The sequence below is a fragment of the Paenibacillus sp. NAIST15-1 genome, assembly GCF_001894745.1.
In the GTDB taxonomy this organism is placed as follows: domain Bacteria; phylum Bacillota; class Bacilli; order Paenibacillales; family Paenibacillaceae; genus Paenibacillus_B; species Paenibacillus_B suaedae.
Window position 1 is genome coordinate 132515 of sequence record NZ_BBYF01000001.1, and the last position, 21211, is coordinate 153725.

Here is a 21211-nt window from a genome sequence, read left to right on the forward strand (position 1 = left end):
CAAATGATGCTTTCTTATCCCTATATGAAAAAAAGCAGCGTTTCGAATTAGTTTCGAAATCGCTGCTTTTCTTATATCAACGCACTCTTACGCGTTAACTTTTTCTTTTGCAACTGTAGCCAAGGAGTTGAACGCGTTGATATCGTTCACTGCCAAGTCAGCCAACATTTTGCGGTTCACTTCAACACCAGCCAATTTCAGGCCGTGCATGAATTTGCTGTAGGACAAGCCGTTCATGCGAGCCGCTGCGTTGATACGAGCGATCCACAATTTGCGGAAGTCACGCTTCTTAACGCGACGATCGCGGTAAGCGTACAGCAAGGATTTCATCACTTGCTCGTTAGCTGTTTTGAACAATCTGTGTTTGGAACCGAAGTACCCTTTTGCCAATTTTAATACTTTTTTATGACGACGACGTGTCGTAAATCCGCCTTTTACTCGAGCCATTTCGTATTAACCTCCCAATCGATTCGATGTTTCCGTATAATTGCTTATTTCAAGTTAGCCAATTGTTGCTTCATACGACGAACGTCGCCTGCTGCCATTACTGGGCTAGTAGCAAGAACGCGCTTCGTGCGGTTCGATTTGTGGGAAAGCAAGTGATTGCGGTACGCTTTGTAGCGGCGCACTTTACCTGTTCCCGTAATTTTGAAGCGGCCTTTCAAGCTGCTGTGCGTTTTCATTTTAGGCATTATCGTTTCCTCCTCAAGTTCGGTATTCTTATCCGCCGCCTTCTTCTGCGCGGCGGGCCGAATTAGCTGTTCGTCTTCGGCGCCAAAATCATAATCATGCTGCGGCCTTCCAGCTTCGGTGTACGTTCAACGATGCAAAGCTCAGTTGCTTCTTTCAGAACGCGCTCCAACACTTTCTTCCCGATATCAGCATGCGTGATTTCACGTCCGCGGAAACGAACAGAGCATTTCACTTTATCTCCGTCACGCAAAAACTTCAAGACATTGCGGAGCTTCGTATTGAAGTCGTGCTCCTCGATATTGGCGCGGAACCATACTTCTTTTACATCGACGATCTTCTGGTTCTTGCGCGCTTCCTTCTCTTTCTTCTGTTGCTCATAACGGAACTTTCCGTAGTCCATAATACGACATACAGGCGGTTTTGCCTGCGGAGCCACGTTTACCAAGTCCAAGTTAGCGTCGTAAGCCATTTGCAGTGCTTCGCGGAACGGCGTAATGCCAATCTGCTCCCCAGCTGCACCAACTAAGCGAACCTCTCTTGCACGAATGTCCTCGTTAATCAAATGATCCTTGCTAATGGTGTGCCACCTCCATAATCGAATTTCCTGCATCTAACTGGTTATCGCATAAAAAAGGGATGCAAGCTCATCGAGCCCACATCCCTCACATAGACATTCTAATCTAGTGAGCACTGCCTAGGCAGTGCGAGTCATAACCAGCCAACAACATGTCGGTCAGGTGAGAAGCGTGGGCTTCTTCTTTCCAATTGCAATATGTGTTTCAAATACTTGAATAATATATCACAGTGAACTGAACCAAGTCAAGCCACTGTTATTATTTTTTTCACGCCTTACACTTGCTTGCCTTGCATCTCTTCCAAGCGCACAACTCGTGTATGCTCAGTATGGCTCCATACCTTGTTGTTCTGAGTGAAGAATGCGTAGAACGTAATCGGCCACCAGGACAGCAAGAATACTGGGAATGTAATCAGAGATGCATAGATGCGCCAAGACTTGACGCCTTCCAAAATCAATGCAAGTACGAATACAGCACAGGACAGCACAAGTGACACAACCGGGACCCACTCAGGCAGGTACTGGAAGAACGTTGCCACATTCGGCCCATTGAAGAATGCTGCATCTACCCACATGAACGCCGTCATGAGGAAGGTAACCAACACGGTATACACCGTAATTGTGTACAGCGCCATATCGAACTTCGCCAAGTTGCGCTCTTTGATGCTCTGCCACAGCAGCGGGAAGAAATAACGACGCGCTACGGTAAAGTGACCTTGCATCCAGCGCAAACGCTGACGAGCCGATGCCTTGAATGTAAGCGGCTTTTCATCAAACACGCGCGCATTATAGTTCAACACTGGGTTGATGCCGTTTTTAACACAGCGGGCAGTGAACTCCAAGTCCTCAACCAAGCTCGTTGCACCCCAGCCCATTTCTTTCAGCAGTTTGCTCTCGAAGCACATTCCTGTACCGCCGAGGAAGTTAGCCATGTTCAAGTTCTTACGGGACAACTGCCATAGACGGTTGCAGTACCAGTATGTTACGCCATAAGCGGCTGTAATCCAAGAATCCTCCGGATTCTTCGTATCGATGTATCCTTGAATAACGCGTGCCCCCGAGCACAGATCGTTGTTCATTTCAGTCAAAAAGTCTTTGCTTACCAAGTTGTCAGCGTCGAGCATAACAACTGCATCGTATTGACGCGGCATTTCCCACAGATTCTTCAACATCCATTCGATGGCATGACCCTTGCCTCGTTGATGCGGATTATGACGCTCGCAAGCGTAAACGCCATGTTCTCTTACGATATCAGCTGTACCGTCCGTGCAGTTGTCACAGATGACAAACACGTCGTACATTTCTCTTGGATAATCCAGCGCCTTCAGATTTTCAACCAATGCTCCAATAACGGCTTCTTCATTGTGCGCTGCTACGAGCACAGCGAAGGATTTTTGCGGTTCGTATACTTTTTTCTCTTTTTTGCGGTAAATACCGAACAGCGACAAGGTAAACTGGTACACCCCAATCGCGGCCAGCAGAACCTGCAAGACGATAAATAACGTATCCACCATGCTTGGTGTCCCCCTTTTAAATAACCCCTACTTCAATTTCATTGTTGCGTCAACGAACATGGCGCTCTCTTTTTATGTATGAACGCATGCTCATCAACTCTATATATGGTTTACCCCGCTGAAAACGGTCGATCACGATTTTCTAATGTTTGCTTTCATTTGTCAAAACCTTTTATTGGCTTTCAACGCTTGAATATGAACATTATCGCCGAAGTTACTGTGCGAAGTCGCATCGAATCATGCTTTCCCGCAAGGTTATGTTATATTTTCATCCAAATGCTAAGAAATTATGGCTTTTGACCCCCTTTTCGTCAAAATTTGCTGTTCTTTCAAAGCTGATCCAGGATCCGAAAGACAATGAGAATGGAACAATTTACTTTTTTTGTGTTAGGGATATGCCGCCCTCTCTTTATTATGGACGTATTACAACGGAAGAAAGTTTCAGGTAATGTTTATTACCCGTTTGGAATATATGGAAAACATGTCTCTGGCATTATCTTCATACAGCATTGCCAAAGATGCTGATGAATAGAACCCTTACCATTCATAACCTCTGTCATAGCGGATTCACCACATAATCCTACCGTACATGCTACACCTTTCATTACAGGGCACTACAGCAAGATAATCGGAGAAATAGGCATTCTACGTGCGTAATTCGCGATTTTGCAGGCAGTATCACTTCAAGGTAAAATAGGAATAACTTGTTGAAATGCTCGGCATTTGAAAATATGATTAAAGATGCTCTTTGAACTTGTAGCGACTTCAGATAAAATTCACAAACCCATCATCTTCTGTTAATGTTACGCTGTTACGATCATATTATTAAATACCGGATAACGGAGGAACCGACATGACCCGTGTTATCGCGTGGCTGGGTAATCGTGAGCGTCAATTATTCTTTTGGATTAATCACCGGCTGCATCACCGGAGCATGAATATTATATTATATACATTGACCCATCTGGGCGGGGCAACCTTTACGATTGCCTTTACCTTGCTGCTTGCCTGGCTGGCGCCTAATCCATGGAATATCGTTGGCTGGCAATGTGTTGCTGCGCTTGCCGTAAGCCACCTGCCTGTCGCCTTAATTAAGAAGTGGTATCCGCGTGTGCGTCCACACTTAGCATTGCCTAATATACGCACATTCCGCAAGCCGCTTGTTGACCATTCATTTCCTTCTGGACATACGACAGCCATATTCTCAGTCGTTGTCCCGCTCATAATAGCTAACCCGACTCTGTCATGGGGACTTCTGCCGATTGCATGTATCGTCGCACTGTCCCGTATGTACTTAGGACTTCACTATCCATCCGACTGTCTTGCTGGCGCATTCATCGGTACAGGCGCTGCCGTAAGTACTGTCGCTTTATGGCCTATTGTGTAATTACGGACATCAGGTATAGTAGGGTATAGAAATTATGAGAACCATTATATACCTAGAAGATCGAATAAAAGGGTGAAATACCGTGCATCAAGCAATGACATTTACACTTCCCTCCGGTACCATCACACTTGGTGCCGAGCACGAAGGAAAGAAGCGTATACTGCTGCTGTCAGAGCGTTTCGGAGCTGGTCACACCCAAGCTGCCCATGCACTTGCTGTCAGCCTTCGCAAGCTGTCTCCGCATGTGCAAACTCGTGTGATGGAGCTTGGGAGCTTCCTTAACCCAAAGACAGCTCCGCTCATTATAGAAGCATATCGCAAGACTGTGCTTGTACAGCCGAAGCTGGTAGGCTTTATGTATAAGACACAGTACAATAGATCGCTAAATCGACTGACTACAATGGCGCTGCACCGGGTATTCTACACTCATGCTATGTCCGTTATGCGTCAGCTTAAGCCTGATATGATCGTATGCACTCATCCGATCCCAAGCGCTGTCATTTCCCGATTGCGCAGGCTTGGACTTAATGTCCCGCTCTGTACGGTCATTACCGATTATGACGCGCATGCAGCCTGGGTGAGTCCGGCTGTGAATCGCTATTTCGTCTCAACGCCAGAGGTGAAGGAGAAGCTAGAACTGCATGGCGTAAGCAGCGATTCCATACAAGTGACAGGGATTCCTGTCCATCCGAATTTCTGGGAGCCGCATGATGGAATGGGCAAATCATCCATCCGCGCCCGCTTCGGGCTGAAAGACATGCCGACTGTGCTCGTCATGGGCGGCGGTTGGGGAATGATGGATTCGACACAATCCACAGAGCTGCTCACCCGCTGGCGCAAAGATGTACAGTTTATTTTTTGTATCGGGAATAATGAGAAACTTCGCCGTCGTATGCTGGAGAATCCTCGCTTCCAGTATGAGAATATTCATCTGATGGGTTACACCAAGGAAGTTGACCAATTGATGGATGTGTCCGACCTGCTCGTTACCAAGCCAGGCGGGATGACTTGTACCGAGGCGCTGGCCAAGGGAATTCCGATGCTCTTCTATCAGCCGCTTCCCGGCCAAGAGGAAGAGAATGCCCACTACTTCACGGAGAAGGGATATGGCGAGTCGATCGAGTCTGCACATACGATTACGAAATGGATGAATCTTCTTGTACATCATTATGATGAGGTCTCCGCACGCCGCTTAGAGCATGAGCAGAAGGCATCTCGTTATCATCCTAAGGTATGTGCGGAAGCAATTCTTCAAATGATGAATGTGCCATTTACTTCAATCGAATAACAGTAAAGCCGCTATCAAGCATGCGGATGATGAAGCACTGTCATCCATCATTCATGCAGAATAGCGGCTTTTTTGATCGTCCATATATGATTTCGACCCGGAATTAACGGGATGCGTAAGGCTCATTGTGAGGCAAGGAAGAGCGGTACTGCTTGTATGCCTGATCCCCAACGAGCACCTCGACACGATGAATATTCATGCCTTTGCCCATAAATTTCTCTTCGTACTCTGTCATAACATGCTCTTCATTGATGCCATCACGATGCAGGTTCAAGGAGATATTCCGCATTTGAAGCCCCATCTCTGCGAAGGAGTTCAAGGAAAACTCGAATAAGGTCTCTGAATCCGTTTTGAAATGAATCTCACCTGTATTGCTCAATGCATAACGATACTTCTCAACAAGACGCGAATGGGTCAAGCGACGGCGTGCGTGCTTCTTCTTCGGCCACGGATCACTGAAGTTCAAGTATACGCGCTCAAGTTCGCCTTCTGCAAAAATTTGCTCCAAAAATTCGACATTCGCGCGCACCAGCCTCAGGTTGGACGCTTCCTGCATTCCTGCTTCTTCGCGAAATAATCGAGCCTTCTCACATCCGCGAGCGATCAACTCATCGTACATATCCACGCCGATGAAGTTGATGTCTGGGTACTTCAAGCTCATCTTACTGATGAACTGCCCTTTTCCCATTCCCAGCTCAACATATATGGGGCGGTCATTTCCGAACGCCTCACTCCATTTGCCCTTCAACTGCTCCGGCTCAAGCACGACCAAGTCGGTTTGCTCTGCAAGCAGCTCTTTTGCTCCTCTTTTGCCACGTAAGCGCATGTGTGCTTTCCTCCATACTGATTATGCTCCAAGCCCTTATTGTGCATGACAAGCGATAAAAAGTAAAGACGGCGATGCAGGCAAATAAGAACAACAGAGCTTGCCCGCTGTCTTCGCTTTTACGGCTAAATCTGCTACAATAATACAATGGGATTGTTATCGATAAGCTTTCGTTTATTGACAGCGCACGTTTCGCATAACAATCAACTTATACTGCAATTGAAAGGGCTTGTATGCCATTGGACGGCTTCATACACACACAATCGACTTCCCCCCTCTTGTGGGGAGACAAGCGGTTTCATACATGGAATTATGAGATGCGCGAGCAATTCGGAGAAAAGGTATTCAAAGTGATGCTCGACGCTGGGTTTACCTGTCCGAATCGGGACGGAAGCATCGCGATTGGCGGCTGTACGTTCTGCAGCTCGCGTGGTTCCGGAGATTTCGCCGGTCGTCGGCGCGACGATCTGGTCACTCAATTCAACACCATTCGAGACAGACAACATGCGAAATGGCCAAACGCCAAATATATCGGCTATTTTCAAGCTTATACGAATACGTATGCACCAGTGGACGTATTGCGAGATTACTTCGAAGTCATTCTTGAGCAGCCTGGTGTCGTCGGCTTGTCCATTGCGACACGGCCTGACTGTTTGCCGGATGATGTTGTCGAATACTTGGCAGAGCTTAATAAGCGCACGTATTTATGGATCGAGATGGGACTGCAGACAATTCATGAATCGACATCTCAGCTTATTAACCGCGCGCATGACACGGCATGCTACATCGAAGCCGTAGAGAAGCTGCGCAAGCATAATATTCGCGTCTGCACTCACATCATCTACGGACTACCGCAAGAGACGCATAGTATGATGCTCGAGACGGCCCAAGCTGTCGCTCAGATGGATGTGCAAGGCATTAAGCTTCATCTACTTCATCTCATGCGCAAGACCCCGATGGTGAAGCAATATGAAGCTGGATTGCTGCGCTTCCTGGAGATGGATGAGTATATCAAGCTTATCGTCGATTCGCTTGAAATGCTTCCTCCGGAGATGATCGTCCACCGCGTTACAGGTGACGCACCGCGGGACTTAATTATTGGACCGATGTGGAGCATGAGAAAATGGGAAGTGCTCAATGGCATTGATGCGGAGCTGAAACGGCGCAATACGTGGCAGGGCAAGTATTGGAGGGAGTCATAAGATGGGATTTCTATCTGTACTTGGCTATGCTCAGCAAGTGGTGAAGGAGCGCGTGCAGCCCGGTGAACGCGTAATTGATGCAACGATGGGAACAGGAGTAGATACCCTATTCCTCGCCCGCCTTACTGGATCGCGCGGCTCAGTAGCCGCCTTCGATGTCCAGGATGAAGCGCTCGAGTTGACTCGCAAGCGGCTTCATCGTGAGCTAGGCGAAGACGAATGCGCAAATGTCAGCCTGCTTCAAGCCAGCCATCATGCCATGAATAAATTGCTGGGCGAAGAATGGTTCGGTACGACCGCTGCCATTATGTTCAATCTTGGGTATTTGCCTACGAATGAAGCAGATAAGCGCATTATGACCGTCCCTGAGACGACACTTACAGCACTCGACAACGGTTTATCCATGCTGCGGCCCGGCGGAGTGCTTAGTATTGTACTCTATCCCGGACACAGTGGCGGCGATGATGAGGCCGATCAAGTGCGAGCTTGGGCGGAGTCTCTTCCAGCTCGTCTTGGGCAAGCCGTTATTTATCGAATGCTGCAGCGTCCAGATGCACCTTATGTCATTGCGGTAGAGAAACGAAAATAACATCTGATCGCGTGTAGAGCCTTTCCCACTTGGATTGGCAATTGCAGCTTCCGCTTCGATATCTGTCCCACCATCCTGTTCACCATGTTGAAGGAGTTGTTGTCAAATGGCAGTTCGCAAAATGGAGCACGTTGGGATCATGGTTCGCAATATAGAACAATCCATTCGATTCTATGAGGAAGTCATCGGCTTGAAGCTGAAAGGAACCCTTCTTCATACGAATGGTGTCATTCGCCTCGCCTTTCTCGGATGGGACGGTGCTGACGAAACGGAAGTTGAACTTGTAGAAGGTTATCCTGGAAGCTTAACGGAAGAAGGCAGGGTTCACCATATCGCCTTCACTGTTGACGATATAGAGGCTGAGTTGGCTCGAATGAAGAGCCTGCCTCATGTTGAGCTTATTGATGAAGAACTGGTTACCTTGCCGAACGGCAGCCGCTATTTTTTCTTTAAGGGTCCGGACGGCGAGAGACTTGAGTTTTTCCAATCAACTAGATACTAGACAACTCGGGAGTGAGAGAACATGACAAGACCTTATCCATTGAAGTTTCAACCAGAATTTAAAGAACGCGTATGGGGCGGCCGTGCTCTGACGCAATTCGGATTGGATTTGCCAGAAGGACATATTGGTGAAGGTTGGATGATCGGCGATCATCCGAATGGTACGACGAAGGTCGTTAACGGTGAACTGGCTGGACTTGGCTTGGACGAAGTACGTGAACAATACGGCAAGGAATGGTTCGGCTCCAAGGGCTTCTCTGAGAAGAACGGCCGATTCCCACTGCTTATCAAGCTGTTGGACTGCAATGATGATCTCTCAGTTCAGGTACACCCTACTGACACGTATGAAGGTCTGCCGCAAGGCGAACTGGGCAAGACAGAGATGTGGTATGTGCTGGACGCGAAGCCAGGCGCGAAAATCATTTACGGCTTGAAGGAAGGCATTGATCGCGCAGCAATGGCAGAGGCGATCGAAGATGGCCGCATTATGGAGGTTCTCCAAGAAGTATCCGTACAGGCCGGAGATACCTTCTACATTCCAGCTGGTACGGTTCACGCACTATGTGCGGGCGTCGTAGTCGCTGAGATCCAACAGAACTCCGATACCACTTACCGCCTGTACGACTACAATCGTCCAGGTCTCGACGGCAAGCCGCGCGAGCTGCATATTGAGGATTCCTTGAATGTCATCGCATACGAAGGCGCTGGCGCAACTCGCATGTCTACAAATGGCGCTGTCGCTAACGAGTGGCTGGTGCTTGCGGAGTCTCCGTACTTCCGTGTAGAAAAAGGCATCGTTGAGAAGCCATGGGCACTCGCAACAACAGAAGAGAGCTTCGTCATTCTTGTTGTATGCGAAGGAACAGGCACACTTACAACTGCTAACGAGCAAATCGCTTTCAAAGCAGGCGAATGCTTCCTGCTTCCTGCCAACCTTGGTGAATATACGCTTGATGGCAACTGCACTGTATTGCGCTCTGTTGCTCCTTAATGCACGCATAATTGACTCGGCATCCGATTCCTTACGGGGAGACCGGGTGCCATTTTATTAGCAAGCGGCCTACACTTGCACTTACACTTGCACTTACACTTGCACTTACACTTGCACTTACACGTTCACTTGCATTTACACGAGCTCTTTTTCTTTTGAATGGAGGAACATAGATGAATGCGAATAAGGAATATCTAGAAAATCCGGAACCACCACAGTCAACAGATGAATATGATAACAAGCTTATTTCCTATCTCCGCGCGAATCAAATGGCTGCGGAACATCTGCGTCTACATACACTGTGCCATTCCGTTGAGGATGCTGCTCAAGCGGTGCAAGCCGATAAAGCTGATTTTGTTAAAAATGTCTGCATGATCGATGGTGAAGGTCACTTACTTGTAGCCATCGTCAAGGGCGAAGACCGCGCAAGCACCAGCAGAGTTGGCAAGGCACTGCTTATTCCCCCTCCACGCTTGGCGCTCGAGCAAGAAATGCTTCAGCTAGCCGGATATCCTGCCGGCGGGATTCCTTCCTTTGGCTTCACAGCCACATTTCTTATCGATCCGAAAGTTCTGGAACAGGAATTCGTATATACAGGCGGGGGCTCCCCCTATTCACTGACGCGAATCTCCGTTCAAGAAATGGTGCGTGTCAATCAAGCTATTGTAGCACGAGTACGAAAATAACTGTCCAAATATACAAATAAGCGCCTAGTGACTTCACTAAGCGCTTTCTCTCATTTTATACAAGACGTGCTTGCCGTGCTGCATTCGCGGCGGACATCCGATCGTTTACTCCCATCTTGGCATATAGGCTTGAGATATGATTGCGGATCGTTCCTTCGGACAAATAGAGAATCTGAGCAATTTCACGGTATTTCTTTCCTTGCGCCAAATAATAGAGCACCTGCTTCTCACGTTCAGTTAAGCCGAATGGATCTTCACTGCTTTCTATGCATGGCCCCACACTCCCTGCCGCTTCACTTCGATCCTCAGCGTGATCCATTTGCAATAATTGATCGGTCATCAATCGTGCGATCGGCTGCGATAGGAGCGTTCCCCCTTGATGTACAAGACGGACGCTGGCAAGCAGCTCCTTCGGATGCATGGACTTTAGCAGATACGCTTCCGCTCCCGCATCAATCGCTTGTACGGCATAATCTGATTCCTCAATCGTTGTCAGCAGAATGATCTTCACATCCGGCCATCGCTCCTTCATCACACGAACAGCAGCCAAGCCATCCATTCGCGGCATTCGAATATCCATGAGCACGACATCAGGATGCTCGCACTCCATATATTCAATCGCTTCCTTCCCATCCACCGCTGCACCTATGACATAGACATCATCTTCTTGGCTGAATAAATAGCACAAACTCTCACAAAAGAGCTGCTCATCATCAGCAATGAGCAAGCGGATTGGCTGATCTCCCTCTATTGGTAACTTACGCGGAACCTTGCATACAATCTCCATGCCGTTCCCCAATGAAGTACGCACCATTAAGCGCCCACCATAAGCATGCAAGCGATCCTGCATGGATGACAGGCCATAGCCAAAGGTTAGCTTCTCTTTGCCTATTCCATTGTCCCGAATCGATAAGCATACTTCTGTCTCGTCATAGATAAGGTTAACCTCGATCGCTGATGCTCTGCCATGACGCACTGCATTTGTAGCGGCTTCCTGCACACAACGCTCTAATACCATACGGTGTGCATAAGGAACAGAATAGATGATGCCTTCTGTTTTTATATAACATTTAATTCCAGTTTGATTGCGAAGCGTGTCCAGCAAGTGCTTCAATACCTCATCCAATGTTCGCTCCCCTTCTTCAGAAGGAGCGATATCATGAATGTGATGTCGTATTTTTTCAAAGCTGCTCCGTGCGTGTACAATCACACTCTCAAGCCTACTTTTTGCTTGTTCAGGGTCGTCCCCCATAAGAACCTTGACCGATTCCAACCCCATAACAATCGATGCATGTGAATGACCTAATGTATCATGCAATTCGCCAGCTACGCGATTGCGCTCCTCCTGAACTGTAAGCCGCTCCACTTGCTCCGCATATTGACGAATAATATTGAATTGATGCTCATTCTCTTGAAGCAGCTGCTTCATTCTTCGTTGCGAATGCAGAAACACATGAAAGCCAACACCGATCCCGAACAATATGAAATGATTAACAGACGAGTCCAAAGCCTGAAGCCAAGATAACTTACCACTCCATACACCAATGAAAGGAAAAAGTCCTACAATCGAACCTCCCCACCATACATTCTTCCTTGACGTCATAAATCCAATGAGAAGTGCGGGCAGCACCATATTGTCGAGATACACAGGCATCGACAAATGCATGGAAATGTTAATGCCTCCCGACAAAATTATTTCCGAGGCAATAAATTTCGACGGGTGAATGCTGCCAGGTCTCCAGAACCACAAAGGCAGCGCAGAACACAATATAAACGGTACGATTGTACGTCCGCTATGAACCATATTAAAGTTCGGTGATATGACAATATAAACTGCCCCTGATACAATCCAGAGAATGTATAAGCCCATTAGTGCTGTGTCGATCCAATGCCATTGTCGTTGCTCCATTCACTTGCCTCTTTCCACGTAATTAACATACTTCTCTAATCACTCAGCCAGATATATTTACGGCATTTTCTACATCCAAGATAGATAGGATATTCATATGACAGCATTTCAGATGTTCCTCACTGGGAGCACCATCCTTATTGTAATATGATAGGCCCATGAAAAAAAGCGAAACCGGAGGAATGCAGCATGTTTTCTAATTTACACAGCCATACAAAAGCACTGATTTACACAGCAATCGTCTTCATTCTAGCTATAGGCGTCAGTATCGTTCCGAACACCAATTCCTTACTGTATATGCTGACTCCAACAGCGGCTGCCTTAATTATGCTCCTAATAGTTACGAGGGATGGGCGATCGCGTTCCGGTTGGGCCGCGCTTGGATTACGAAAATGCGGGTTCAAATGGTGGCTCCTATGCACCATGGTTCCAGCTGTTATTGTAGCCCTAAGCTATGGATTCGCCTGGGGAGTTGGTGCCCTAGTCATTGATGTCCCCCCCACCTATGCAGGCTATGATTGGACGGCCTTCCCGATCGTTGTCGCGATACAATTTGTCAGCGCCGTACTTACGAGCTCACTTGGTGAAGAACTTGGCTGGAGAGGTTATTTGCTTCCGCTTCTTGTAAACAGCTTGGGAGAGAGAAAGGCGTTATTCGCCACGGGCCTGATTCACGGACTATGGCATATCCCAATTATATTGCTATCTCCCATCTACCACCAAGATCAAAATCCGTTTCTCGCATGCTTATTCATCGTCGTATCCTGCCTGTTCCTAGGCCCTGTCATCGGATATATTCGATTGCGTTCATCCAGCGTATGGACAGCTTCTATATTCCATTCGGCACATAATGTAATGTGGAGTGTTCTGCGCGGCATGGCAGTTCCGACTTCAGGCATTGCTCTATATGTAGCAGGTGACAACAGCATCGTTGTCATTCTCTGTTATATGCTGCTTACGGTATGGGGCATGAAGCGATTGAGCCACCAAGATGCCGATGTTCGATCCATAAACACATAATAAACTGAACATTGATGTTCCAAGAGAGTAGTAACAAGAGAGTTCGTCTGACAGATAAATAAAGACGCCTCCAAAACCACTGTACTTGTGGGTTGGAAGCGTCTTTGTTCATGCATGTTCATACCCATGACGAGCTCCGTTCTTCAACTTTGGCCTTTACGAGACCTTTCCTCTGTCTGCCGAACTACGACGTCATATCCTTGGCTTGGGTCAGGATTACTTGCATTAAACCAGGAAAGCGTGCTTCGAGCTCATCCTTGCGCAAACAGATGAATCGCTGTGTTCCCTCCATTCTAGTTCGAATAATGCCTGCTTCGCGCAGTACTTTGAAATGATGGGACATGGTAGACTTGGACAGTGATAAATCGAATCCCCCGCAAGTTTGCTCCGGAATGCTCATCAATTGCAGCACGATACTCATTCGAATCGGCTCGCTGAGCGCATAGAACACTTGCGAAAGTTCAATATGTTCGATATCGGGATGAAATAATGTTCTCATGTCATTATTGTACCGAAATGATTGACATCATTCAATAGTTCGATTACACTCGAACTATTGAACAAAGGTGCGCACCTTCATATTCAGTGAATCTTACCTATATTCACTATCATTTGTAACCTATGAATCATCTCGATTAAGAACGATCCCTTGTGTCCATCATTGCCGCATGAGATCGTGTATTCATTACAGGAGGCCAGTTACAATGAGCAACACGATGAATCAACCGCATGCCGCATCATCATTCCGTCCTATTATGTCTTTATTCTTTGCCACGATGTTCATCATCGGTACAGATACCTTTATCGTATCTCCTATGCTGCCAACACTACGAGAAGTTCTGCATATCTCTGTCGAACAATCAGGATGGCTTATTTCTGCTTATGCACTCGGATACGCCCTTTTCGCCCTAATCGCCGGACCGCTATCCGACAGACTGGATCGCAAGTCTTGTCTCCTCGGAGGGATGCTGGGATTCTCCCTGTTCACAGCACTGTGCGGTTCAACAACAAGCTTCACCCTCTTATTCGCCTACCGCGCCTTGGCGGGAATAAGCGCGGCAATCGCCTCGCCGCAAATATGGGCATCCATCCCTCAATTAGTAGCACCGCACAAGATCGTCAAAGCGATGGGCGCCGCAACTGCTGGCTTAGCCGTCTCGCAATGTCTCGGCGTACCTCTTGGCAGCCTGCTTGCCGCGAGCAGTTGGAGACTGCCCTTCTATGCCATCGGAGTAACTGCGCTGCTCATTACCATCATATTGGCGCTAAAGCTCCCTTCTATCCCACCAGCGACGAAACAACGAAGTTCGCTGAGCTCTCTTGGACGACAATATCGCGCTCTTTTCTCGCGCCGCAGCACCACCTTTGCTTTTCTCGGATATTTTTTATATCAGCTAGGTACTTTTTCTACCTTCTCCTATCTGGGGAATTGGCTCGCTGATGACTTTTCTCTTACTGTACAGCAAACGGGACTATTCATCCTTGGCTTTGGGATCGGAAATTTATTCGGCAGTCTTCTCGTCTCGAGGGTGGAACGCACGCTCGGCATTCGGCGAACTGTTACATATTCACTCCTTGGCATGATTGCGATGTATGTGATCGTCATGACCAGCCATCTTATTGCATTCATTAGTATCGCTTATGCGCTGATCGCCTTGTGCGGCGGCATGCTGTTCCCTCTCTTAATGGGAACTCTTCAGAAGGATCAGCCGAATGCACGTGGCACCGTATCCGCGCTGGCGAACAGCACGATGTATTTCGCAACGATGCTTGGATCCGTTCTGGCTGGTGTTCTCTATGCACGCGTCGCGGGGTTTGCTTCCATCGTAGTTGTTACGATGCTGTGCTATACAGCTTCCCTGTTTATCTTCCGCAGCCTGCTGCACAGCCCGCAACCGATCAATAATCAGGCGGCGATGCAGTAGAAGTAGATTCGGCCTGCCTCCTATTCGGTACTAGTAGCGAGGGCTGATGTAATCTAGGATGAACTACACGGCTATCGTCCAACTATTGCATTCTTTCTCTATCTCTGGTTTCATTTGAGCTATAATGTTCAATGACACGAAGACACGATAGGGAGAGATCGTTCATAATGAGTCAACGGCTATTATACATAGAAGATGACAAAGAAATCGGAACATGGACCAGCAGTTATTTGCAAGATAAAGGCTATCAGGTAATGTGGCTGCTGTCCGGCGAACATGCACTGGTGCATGCACCTGATAGCGATCTGATCATACTTGATGTGATGCTTCCCGGATTGGACGGCTTTACGGTGGGACAGCGTCTGAAACGCGAATATCCGAGTACGCCCATCTTGCTGCTGTCAGCCCGCACGTCTATTGACGACAAGCTGCAAGGGCTGCAATTCGCCGATGACTACGTAACGAAGCCCTTCCATCCGGATGAGCTCGCTGCAAGAGTGGAAGTACTGCTGCGGCGCTTCGAGAAGCAGTCCCCTGCTTCCATCGAATTGAAGCATCTACGTATTTCGCTGCACGATAATCACATTGTGCATGCCTTGACCGGTGAAGAAATCACACTTACCGGCAAGCAGCACCATATATTTGCCTTCATGCTGCGTCATGCCAATCAGATCTTAACAAAGGAACAAATTTATGAGAGCGTCTGGGGTGAACCCTACATGGAGGGCGATAAGACACTCATGGTTCATATTCGACATCTGCGGGAGAAAATCGAGAACGATCCAGGCCAGCCGGAAATTATTGAAACGATTCGCGGCATCGGATATCGGGTGAAGCTATGAATTCCCGTATTCCACTGCGCAAATCACTGCTGATCCGGTATTTGACGCTAGTATTTGTCGCGCTCATGATATGGCCGATTATTTTTCCATTAACCTCTACGATTCTCTATTATGTATCTCTCTTGCAGAATGGAGGGGAACCCGTCGAGAATCGTTATGCGGTAGCGGCTAAGTTGGAGGAGCGGTGGCACCAAGAAGCTGCTCAATTCAAGCAAGCCGACCGTGCCGCGATTGAACTAAGACTGCATGAACTGAAGAAGGAGTTCCCGGAGGCCAAATTATTCTGGGTTGATAATAGCGGTACTACACGACTTCAGCTTCCTGTACAGCCCAGCTTGCCAGCACAATGGAATGCTGGGGACGCCATTACCTTTATGAAGAAGAGCTACGATGGAGATCCGTTCACTGTCGTAGCTTTTATCGGGCAGGATCCGAAGCAGGGATTCATGGTTATGCAAATTGCTCGAAATTTGATGGTATCAGATAGACAGGGATACAGCACAACACACGCTCTTATCATCATCGCCCTCGTGTTTTTTCTATTTACAATTGCCTCTTGGTGGTTCTTCTACAGGCTTCGGGGCCGGCTTGTGCGGTTAGGCAAGGCGATGGTTCCCGATAACGCCAATGGCTTGCCTTCGCCGATTGAGATAACGAAGTGGGATGAAATTGGTCAATTGGAGCATACCTTCAACCAAATGATCAAGCAGCTTACCTCCAGCCGTCAACGGGAACAAGAGGAAGAAACGCTGCGCAAGGAACTGATCGCTAATTTGTCCCATGATCTTCGAACACCGCTAACTACGATTCGGGGACATGCCCATTCGCTCCAACGAGAGCCACTGTCTGAGCAAGGTCAACAGTCGCTTGTTCTTATCGATAAGAAGGTCAGTGATTTGGGACAGCTTGTTGATAATTTATTGGCGTACACGCTGCTGTCTGCTCACAAGTATTCGCTGAAGATGGAAGCAACGGATATGCTGCGGCTTGTCCGAACTTCTGCGGCGAGCTGGTACCCGATTTGGGAGAAAGAAGGCTTTGAGATTCATATTGAGCTCGCGGAGCAGCCCGTTACTTGGAGGATCGATTCACAGTGGATGACGCGCATCCTCGATAATTTATTTCAAAATATTGTGCGCCATGCCGCAGAAGGCCGGTATATTGGAATTGCGATTCATGCGCATGGAGAGAAGACTGCAATTGTGATTGAGGATCACGGACCTGGTATGAGCGCTGCGTCCGCAAGTAGAGGCGTTGGCCTTGGGCTGACAATTGTCGAGTTGATGACCGCAGAAATGCAGCTGCAATGGGAAGTAACGAGCAGTCCAGAAGGAACAAGGATGAGGATAGAGCCTATGAAGGCAACTAGCGTCCCAAACTAAAGGACAAACTAAAGGGAACTCAATGAAATTATGAAATCCAATGAATTCATTGAAATCAATATACTATAAATTCTATAAACTCAATAAACCTTATGTAACATAAGAATCAATTGAACCCAACTGAATCCAGACCAATATAAATTACTTCCACTGCGGAAAGCCGAACTAACCGAAAGTATCCTTATGAATAAATGTACATCCCCTACTACGCCCATGGACGTGATCATATTCATGGGCTTCTTTCTCTCCTTTTTTAAACAGATCCTTTCTTAAACAGAATTTAAACAAACAGCCGCCTTTGTTTTAACCTTCGACCTGTATCGTTAACTGACGAGGTGATATACATTGAGTGAAACAATCATTCAAACCGAAGGGTTGACGAAAACATATGGCGACCGCCGAGCAGTCGATCAGCTTCGGCTTACGATTAAACGCGGCGATATATACGGCTTCCTTGGCCCGAACGGCGCAGGCAAGACAACGACGATCCGCATGCTGCTTGGACTCATTCGCCCTACGAAGGGCAACATTCAAATATTCAACAAGAACTTGCACTCCCATCGGCTGGAAATCTTGCGCAAGGTCGGATCTCTGGTTGAATATCCATCGTACTATGCTCATCTGACTGGACGGGACAACCTAGAGGCCATACGCAGAATTATCGATGTGCCGAAGTCGCGGATCGATGAAGTGCTTGGCATCGTTCGTCTCACAAACGATGCCAATCGCCCAGTTAAGGGGTATTCGCTTGGCATGAAGCAGCGGCTTGGCATCGCCGCAGCTATGCTGGGCAGTCCAGAGCTGCTCATCTTGGATGAGCCGACCAATGGCCTTGATCCTTCTGGTATTCTGGAAATTAGAGAGCTGATTAAGAGCCTTCCCCATCAGCACGGCATTACGGTTCTTGTATCCAGCCATCTATTGAGTGAGATTGAACAGATGGCTACGCGCGTAGGCATTATTCAGCATGGACGTATGGTCTTTCAGGATTCCATCAGCGTATTGCAGGATCAGGCGCAGCATCGTATTCGATTCGCGGTCTCGAATCCTGTCAAGGCAGCGAATCTGCTCGCTGCATCTGGATGTGCTGTAGAGCAGCAGGAAGGAAGCGTCTTGATGAACTACATGCCAGACAGTCAGGTCGCCTCCCTCGTTGATCTGCTCGTCCATAACCAACTGTCCGTGTATCGAGTAGAAGAACAGCGGCAGTCGCTGGAAGAGATCTTCCTCTCAATGACTGGAGAGGGGAACAATCGATGATCGGGAAGCTGCTGTCATCTGACTTTGTGAAAATACGCCATACATGGATATGGCTGCTCATTGTCCTAGGGCCTGTCGGCGTCATCAGCCTTCAAGCGATCAATTACAGCTTGCGCTACGACTACCTCGTATCGAAGCTGAAGGATCAAGTATGGATCGGCCTACTCAGCGACATTAAAATACTGGCGGTTCTCGCCCTATTATTTGGCATTACACTCGTGACATCCTTGATCGCAAGTATCGAGCATCGCCAGCGATCATGGAAGCAGCTGCTTGCCCTTCCCGTGTCTCGATTCAGTGTATTCTCATCCAAATATATTCTGAGCTTGTTCATGATGTTCACTGCATCGCTGCTGCTTGCTGTCGGATCAGTTCTGCTCGGTCTGCTTCTCGGCTTCGGTGCGGACATCCCTTGGTCTCTGCTGCTCAAGAACAGCTTCTATCCATTCTTAGCGGCTATGCCCATACTCGCACTGCAGCTATGGTTATCTACCGTTATCAGCAACCAAGCCATTCCACTTACTTGCGGAATTCTAGGCACGATCGTATCCGTGTATTCGATTAGAATGCCGGATTGGATGCCGTACAAGTGGCCGCTGCTTGTAAATGAAGCCAATATTCCAGAGTACTCCGTCATCGCAGGTATCTTGATCGGCTTCGTCGTCTTTCTGTTCAGCCTTGTTCACTTCATTAGAAGGGATGTGGATTGATGTGGCAACATGGCTGCGATTATTTCAATCTGAACGTTTAAAGTTGGGCAAGTCCCATATTGGACTGCTTACTCTGATCAGTCCTCTGCTGGCCATGCTCGTCGGCCTATTCATTTCTGAGCAGCAGCCGCCCGAAATCCAGTGGCTCTATTTATGGTCGACGATGTCAATCGCGCACGCGATGTTGTTCTTACCGCTGTTGGCTGGTGTGTTCTCTGCATTTATATGCCGGTACGAGCACGCGGGAGGCGGTTGGAAACAAATGCTTTCCTTGCCTGTGTCCCGCTCCAGCCTATACTTGGCGAAATTCGCCCATGTTACACTGCTGCTGGGACTAACACAAGTACTGTTCCTGCTAGGTGCAATTGCTGTCGGCTTATTAAAAGGATATACAGCACCTATCCCTTGGACTGAACTTCTGAGAGCCTTCTCCAATGGCTGGCTGGCTACATTGCCTGTTGCCGCGCTTCAGCTGTTCGTGTCCGTATCATGGTCAAGCTTCGCGGCTCCGCTTGCTATTAACGTGATGCTGACACTGCCGAATATGCTCATCGTCAATTCGGAAAAGTACGGCCCCTGGTATCCTTGGGCACAGCCTGCACTCGCGATGAACGGCGTGGAGAAATACGGGGCATTCAATGTCTCGCTCGGCACTCTTTTGTTCGTCATTGTCGGTGGATTCCTGCTCTTTCTACTTTGTGGTCTTATTTATTTCAACCGCAGAGACATGTAGCTTTATGAGGATATCCTGCTTCTTGTAAAGACGTAGAAAAAAGAGGCAGATAGACATCATTGTCTAGTCTGCCTCTTTCCATATAGGATACGATCCTGTTCATTTTGAATTTATGACATTGGCGGCTGTTGAGATGGAGGCTGCTGCGAGGACTGCTGAGTAGCCGATTGTTCATCACCTGCGGCAGATTGCACGTCCTCTTCTTCCTGCTCCTTGTTGCGCTTCTTGCCTGTTAAGAGCTTCCACAAGCCTGCAATGACAGCCACAATAACGATCCAGAACTTTTTGAACAAGCCGAGCGCCAATGCGATTAATCCAACTTTTTTGGCAACGGCAACACCCGCTCCGCCAAGGATAAGTCCAGCCAAGCCGTACTCCGCCACCTTGTCCGTCGATTCATTGAAATCCTCATAGCGCTTGCCTTCTTTGATTTTTAGTGTAGACAAGACCAAATCATTCATTTCCTTGCGCGATGCTTCTACTTTTTTGGGATCACAAACCAAGATCGCCGACACATAACCCTCTCGCGTCAATATACGCTCGTTATAATTGACCATTGAAGCATTGTCTTTGTCATGCAGTAATAGCGACCATACAACTCTACGTGCCGTTTCATCATATTTAGGCGCTACGTCCCAACCATCCACGAATAGATGATTTTCAGGGGTCATTTCTTTGTTTGCTTCTTCTTGACCGTCTTTGTAACTTTGCAGCAGTTCATCTGCATCGATCTCATTTTTATCGCTATCTTTGATATGTCCGGAATCGGTGTACTCAAAATACAAAAACCAGCGCCCGTCTTCTGGTATAACCGTACCGATTTCGGAGCCGGAAGGTTTGCCGCCATTTCTCGTAATCATGGCTTTCGTTTCCGTGCCATTTATGTATTCCATTCCTTTTTTCAAAGTCACGGTCGCAATGCCTTGATCAAGCTCTACCGCCTGTCCCGCCCCGACAGTGTAGTTCGCAGTACCCTCAGCATGTGCAGGCATCGATCCTGTCATAAGAAGTGCAGCACACCCCATTATGACGGCTGTTTTTTTGAACCATTTCATCACAATCTTTTACCTCCTAGAATATCTCTCTATTTTTCTCTCGACAAACTATACCGGAAGAAGGAATGTATGAAAATAAGTACATATGCCCACATTTTGATTATACAAAGTGACAAACCGTAAT

General features: G+C 47.8%; 22 protein-coding genes. 14 read left to right on the plus strand and 8 right to left on the minus strand.

The window, feature by feature from the left end; translation table 11 throughout:
- Nucleotides 1-87: 87 nt before the first annotated feature.
- From rplT to PBN151_RS00610, 4 genes are all read right to left on the minus strand, one after another.
- Entirely contained in the window at nucleotides 88-447 is a 360-nt protein-coding gene (gene rplT / locus PBN151_RS00595; protein WP_021254461.1) for a 50S ribosomal protein L20, read from the minus strand.
- Nucleotides 448-491: 44 nt separating this feature from the next.
- Complete coding sequence (rpmI, locus tag PBN151_RS00600; RefSeq protein ID WP_005548700.1) at nucleotides 492-692, minus strand: 50S ribosomal protein L35; 201 nt, start codon at nucleotides 690-692, stop codon at nucleotides 492-494.
- A gap of 62 nt (nucleotides 693-754) precedes the next feature.
- Entirely contained in the window at nucleotides 755-1255 is a 501-nt protein-coding gene (infC, locus tag PBN151_RS00605; RefSeq protein ID WP_065290379.1) for a translation initiation factor IF-3, read from the minus strand.
- A 287-nt stretch (nucleotides 1256-1542) separates the two neighbouring features.
- Nucleotides 1543-2781, minus strand: a complete 1239-nt coding sequence (locus PBN151_RS00610) for a glycosyltransferase family 2 protein (RefSeq protein WP_021254459.1) — start codon at nucleotides 2779-2781, stop codon at nucleotides 1543-1545.
- 853 nt (nucleotides 2782-3634) lie between these two features.
- On the opposite strand from PBN151_RS00610, the gene PBN151_RS00615 reads away from it, so the two are divergent.
- Both PBN151_RS00615 and PBN151_RS00620 read left to right on the plus strand, forming a co-directional pair.
- On the plus strand, nucleotides 3635-4168 hold the full coding sequence (locus PBN151_RS00615) for a phosphatase PAP2 family protein (RefSeq protein WP_021254458.1): 534 nt from the start codon (nucleotides 3635-3637) through the stop codon (nucleotides 4166-4168).
- A gap of 94 nt (nucleotides 4169-4262) precedes the next feature.
- On the plus strand, nucleotides 4263-5456 hold the full coding sequence (locus PBN151_RS00620; RefSeq protein WP_072727707.1) for an MGDG synthase family glycosyltransferase: 1194 nt from the start codon (nucleotides 4263-4265) through the stop codon (nucleotides 5454-5456).
- Nucleotides 5457-5559: 103 nt separating this feature from the next.
- Here PBN151_RS00620 and trmB read toward each other — a convergent pair whose 3' ends face one another.
- Complete coding sequence (gene trmB, locus PBN151_RS00625) at nucleotides 5560-6282, minus strand: tRNA (guanosine(46)-N7)-methyltransferase TrmB (RefSeq protein ID WP_021254456.1); 723 nt, start codon at nucleotides 6280-6282, stop codon at nucleotides 5560-5562.
- 233 nt (nucleotides 6283-6515) lie between these two features.
- Between trmB and mnmL the strand changes: the two genes are divergently transcribed.
- The 5 genes from mnmL to PBN151_RS00650 all read left to right on the plus strand — a co-directional run bounded on the left by mnmL (nucleotide 6516) and on the right by PBN151_RS00650 (nucleotide 10251).
- Nucleotides 6516-7484 (plus strand): tRNA modification radical SAM protein MnmL/YtqA, encoded by a 969-nt coding sequence (gene mnmL, locus PBN151_RS00630; RefSeq protein ID WP_072727244.1) that lies wholly within the window; start codon nucleotides 6516-6518, stop codon nucleotides 7482-7484.
- A gap of 1 nt (nucleotide 7485) precedes the next feature.
- Nucleotides 7486-8073 carry a tRNA 5-(aminomethyl)-2-thiouridylate-methyltransferase MnmM gene (gene mnmM, locus PBN151_RS00635; RefSeq protein ID WP_072727245.1) on the plus strand — a complete coding sequence of 196 codons (588 nt, stop codon included), beginning with the start codon at nucleotides 7486-7488 and terminating at the stop codon, nucleotides 8071-8073.
- Nucleotides 8074-8179: 106 nt separating this feature from the next.
- Nucleotides 8180-8575, plus strand: a complete 396-nt coding sequence (locus PBN151_RS00640; RefSeq protein ID WP_072727246.1) for a VOC family protein — start codon at nucleotides 8180-8182, stop codon at nucleotides 8573-8575.
- A 21-nt stretch (nucleotides 8576-8596) separates the two neighbouring features.
- The gene (locus tag PBN151_RS00645; protein ID WP_072727247.1) at nucleotides 8597-9565 is read left to right on the plus strand and encodes a type I phosphomannose isomerase catalytic subunit; all 969 of its coding nucleotides are present in this window, start codon (nucleotides 8597-8599) and stop codon (nucleotides 9563-9565) included.
- Between the two features lie 173 nt (nucleotides 9566-9738).
- Complete coding sequence (locus tag PBN151_RS00650) at nucleotides 9739-10251, plus strand: aminoacyl-tRNA deacylase (protein ID WP_083544751.1); 513 nt, start codon at nucleotides 9739-9741, stop codon at nucleotides 10249-10251.
- 55 nt (nucleotides 10252-10306) lie between these two features.
- Here the strand turns inward: PBN151_RS00650 and PBN151_RS00655 are convergent, their stop codons facing one another.
- Nucleotides 10307-12160 (minus strand): helix-turn-helix transcriptional regulator, encoded by a 1854-nt coding sequence (locus PBN151_RS00655; RefSeq protein ID WP_072727248.1) that lies wholly within the window; start codon nucleotides 12158-12160, stop codon nucleotides 10307-10309.
- 189 nt (nucleotides 12161-12349) lie between these two features.
- On the opposite strand from PBN151_RS00655, the gene PBN151_RS00660 reads away from it, so the two are divergent.
- The gene (locus PBN151_RS00660) at nucleotides 12350-13180 is read left to right on the plus strand and encodes a type II CAAX endopeptidase family protein (protein ID WP_072727249.1); all 831 of its coding nucleotides are present in this window, start codon (nucleotides 12350-12352) and stop codon (nucleotides 13178-13180) included.
- 184 nt (nucleotides 13181-13364) lie between these two features.
- Here the strand turns inward: PBN151_RS00660 and PBN151_RS00665 are convergent, their stop codons facing one another.
- Entirely contained in the window at nucleotides 13365-13679 is a 315-nt protein-coding gene (locus PBN151_RS00665) for an ArsR/SmtB family transcription factor (protein WP_072727250.1), read from the minus strand.
- A 205-nt stretch (nucleotides 13680-13884) separates the two neighbouring features.
- On the opposite strand from PBN151_RS00665, the gene PBN151_RS00670 reads away from it, so the two are divergent.
- The 6 genes from PBN151_RS00670 (at nucleotide 13885) to PBN151_RS00695 (ending at nucleotide 20032) form a co-directional block, all read left to right on the plus strand.
- Nucleotides 13885-15105 carry an MFS transporter gene (locus PBN151_RS00670; protein WP_083544752.1) on the plus strand — a complete coding sequence of 407 codons (1221 nt, stop codon included), beginning with the start codon at nucleotides 13885-13887 and terminating at the stop codon, nucleotides 15103-15105.
- A 167-nt stretch (nucleotides 15106-15272) separates the two neighbouring features.
- Nucleotides 15273-15947 carry a response regulator transcription factor gene (locus PBN151_RS00675; protein ID WP_072727251.1) on the plus strand — a complete coding sequence of 225 codons (675 nt, stop codon included), beginning with the start codon at nucleotides 15273-15275 and terminating at the stop codon, nucleotides 15945-15947.
- Entirely contained in the window at nucleotides 15944-17329 is a 1386-nt protein-coding gene (locus PBN151_RS00680; RefSeq protein ID WP_072727252.1) for a sensor histidine kinase, read from the plus strand. The genes PBN151_RS00675 and PBN151_RS00680 overlap by 4 nt, the downstream gene beginning before the upstream one ends.
- 345 nt (nucleotides 17330-17674) lie before the next feature.
- Nucleotides 17675-18589 (plus strand): ABC transporter ATP-binding protein, encoded by a 915-nt coding sequence (locus PBN151_RS00685; RefSeq protein WP_072727253.1) that lies wholly within the window; start codon nucleotides 17675-17677, stop codon nucleotides 18587-18589.
- Nucleotides 18586-19299, plus strand: coding sequence for an ABC transporter permease (locus PBN151_RS00690; protein ID WP_072727254.1), 714 nt, complete (start codon nucleotides 18586-18588; stop codon nucleotides 19297-19299). Before PBN151_RS00685 ends, PBN151_RS00690 begins: the two co-directional genes overlap by 4 nt.
- Before the next feature lies 1 nt (nucleotide 19300).
- Entirely contained in the window at nucleotides 19301-20032 is a 732-nt protein-coding gene (locus PBN151_RS00695) for an ABC transporter permease (protein WP_072727710.1), read from the plus strand.
- 110 nt (nucleotides 20033-20142) lie between these two features.
- On the opposite strand, the gene PBN151_RS00700 is transcribed toward PBN151_RS00695, so the two are convergent.
- The gene (locus PBN151_RS00700; RefSeq protein WP_072727711.1) at nucleotides 20143-21087 is read right to left on the minus strand and encodes a DUF2167 domain-containing protein; all 945 of its coding nucleotides are present in this window, start codon (nucleotides 21085-21087) and stop codon (nucleotides 20143-20145) included.
- Between the last annotated feature and the right edge of the window lie 124 nt (nucleotides 21088-21211).

Excerpts from the sequence above, each read along its gene's own strand:
- rplT (WP_021254461.1), bottom strand. The coding sequence starts at position 447 with ATGGCTCGAGTAAAAGGCGGATTTACGACACGTCGTCGTCATAAAAAA.
- rpmI (WP_005548700.1), bottom strand. The coding sequence starts at position 692 with ATGCCTAAAATGAAAACGCACAGCAGCTTGAAAGGCCGCTTCAAAATT.
- PBN151_RS00610 (WP_021254459.1), bottom strand. The coding sequence starts at position 2,781 with ATGGTGGATACGTTATTTATCGTCTTGCAGGTTCTGCTGGCCGCGATT.
- PBN151_RS00615 (WP_021254458.1), top strand. The coding sequence starts at position 3,635 with ATGACCCGTGTTATCGCGTGGCTGGGTAATCGTGAGCGTCAATTATTC.
- PBN151_RS00620 (WP_072727707.1), top strand. The coding sequence starts at position 4,263 with ATGACATTTACACTTCCCTCCGGTACCATCACACTTGGTGCCGAGCAC.
- trmB (WP_021254456.1), bottom strand. The coding sequence starts at position 6,282 with ATGCGCTTACGTGGCAAAAGAGGAGCAAAAGAGCTGCTTGCAGAGCAA.
- mnmL (WP_072727244.1), top strand. The coding sequence starts at position 6,516 with ATGCCATTGGACGGCTTCATACACACACAATCGACTTCCCCCCTCTTG.
- mnmM (WP_072727245.1), top strand. The coding sequence starts at position 7,486 with ATGGGATTTCTATCTGTACTTGGCTATGCTCAGCAAGTGGTGAAGGAG.
- PBN151_RS00640 (WP_072727246.1), top strand. The coding sequence starts at position 8,180 with ATGGCAGTTCGCAAAATGGAGCACGTTGGGATCATGGTTCGCAATATA.
- PBN151_RS00645 (WP_072727247.1), top strand. The coding sequence starts at position 8,597 with ATGACAAGACCTTATCCATTGAAGTTTCAACCAGAATTTAAAGAACGC.
- PBN151_RS00650 (WP_083544751.1), top strand. The coding sequence starts at position 9,739 with ATGAATGCGAATAAGGAATATCTAGAAAATCCGGAACCACCACAGTCA.
- PBN151_RS00655 (WP_072727248.1), bottom strand. The coding sequence starts at position 12,160 with ATGGAGCAACGACAATGGCATTGGATCGACACAGCACTAATGGGCTTA.
- PBN151_RS00660 (WP_072727249.1), top strand. The coding sequence starts at position 12,350 with ATGTTTTCTAATTTACACAGCCATACAAAAGCACTGATTTACACAGCA.
- PBN151_RS00665 (WP_072727250.1), bottom strand. The coding sequence starts at position 13,679 with ATGAGAACATTATTTCATCCCGATATCGAACATATTGAACTTTCGCAA.
- PBN151_RS00670 (WP_083544752.1), top strand. The coding sequence starts at position 13,885 with ATGAGCAACACGATGAATCAACCGCATGCCGCATCATCATTCCGTCCT.
- PBN151_RS00675 (WP_072727251.1), top strand. The coding sequence starts at position 15,273 with ATGAGTCAACGGCTATTATACATAGAAGATGACAAAGAAATCGGAACA.
- PBN151_RS00680 (WP_072727252.1), top strand. The coding sequence starts at position 15,944 with ATGAATTCCCGTATTCCACTGCGCAAATCACTGCTGATCCGGTATTTG.
- PBN151_RS00690 (WP_072727254.1), top strand. The coding sequence starts at position 18,586 with ATGATCGGGAAGCTGCTGTCATCTGACTTTGTGAAAATACGCCATACA.
- PBN151_RS00700 (WP_072727711.1), bottom strand. The coding sequence starts at position 21,087 with ATGAAATGGTTCAAAAAAACAGCCGTCATAATGGGGTGTGCTGCACTT.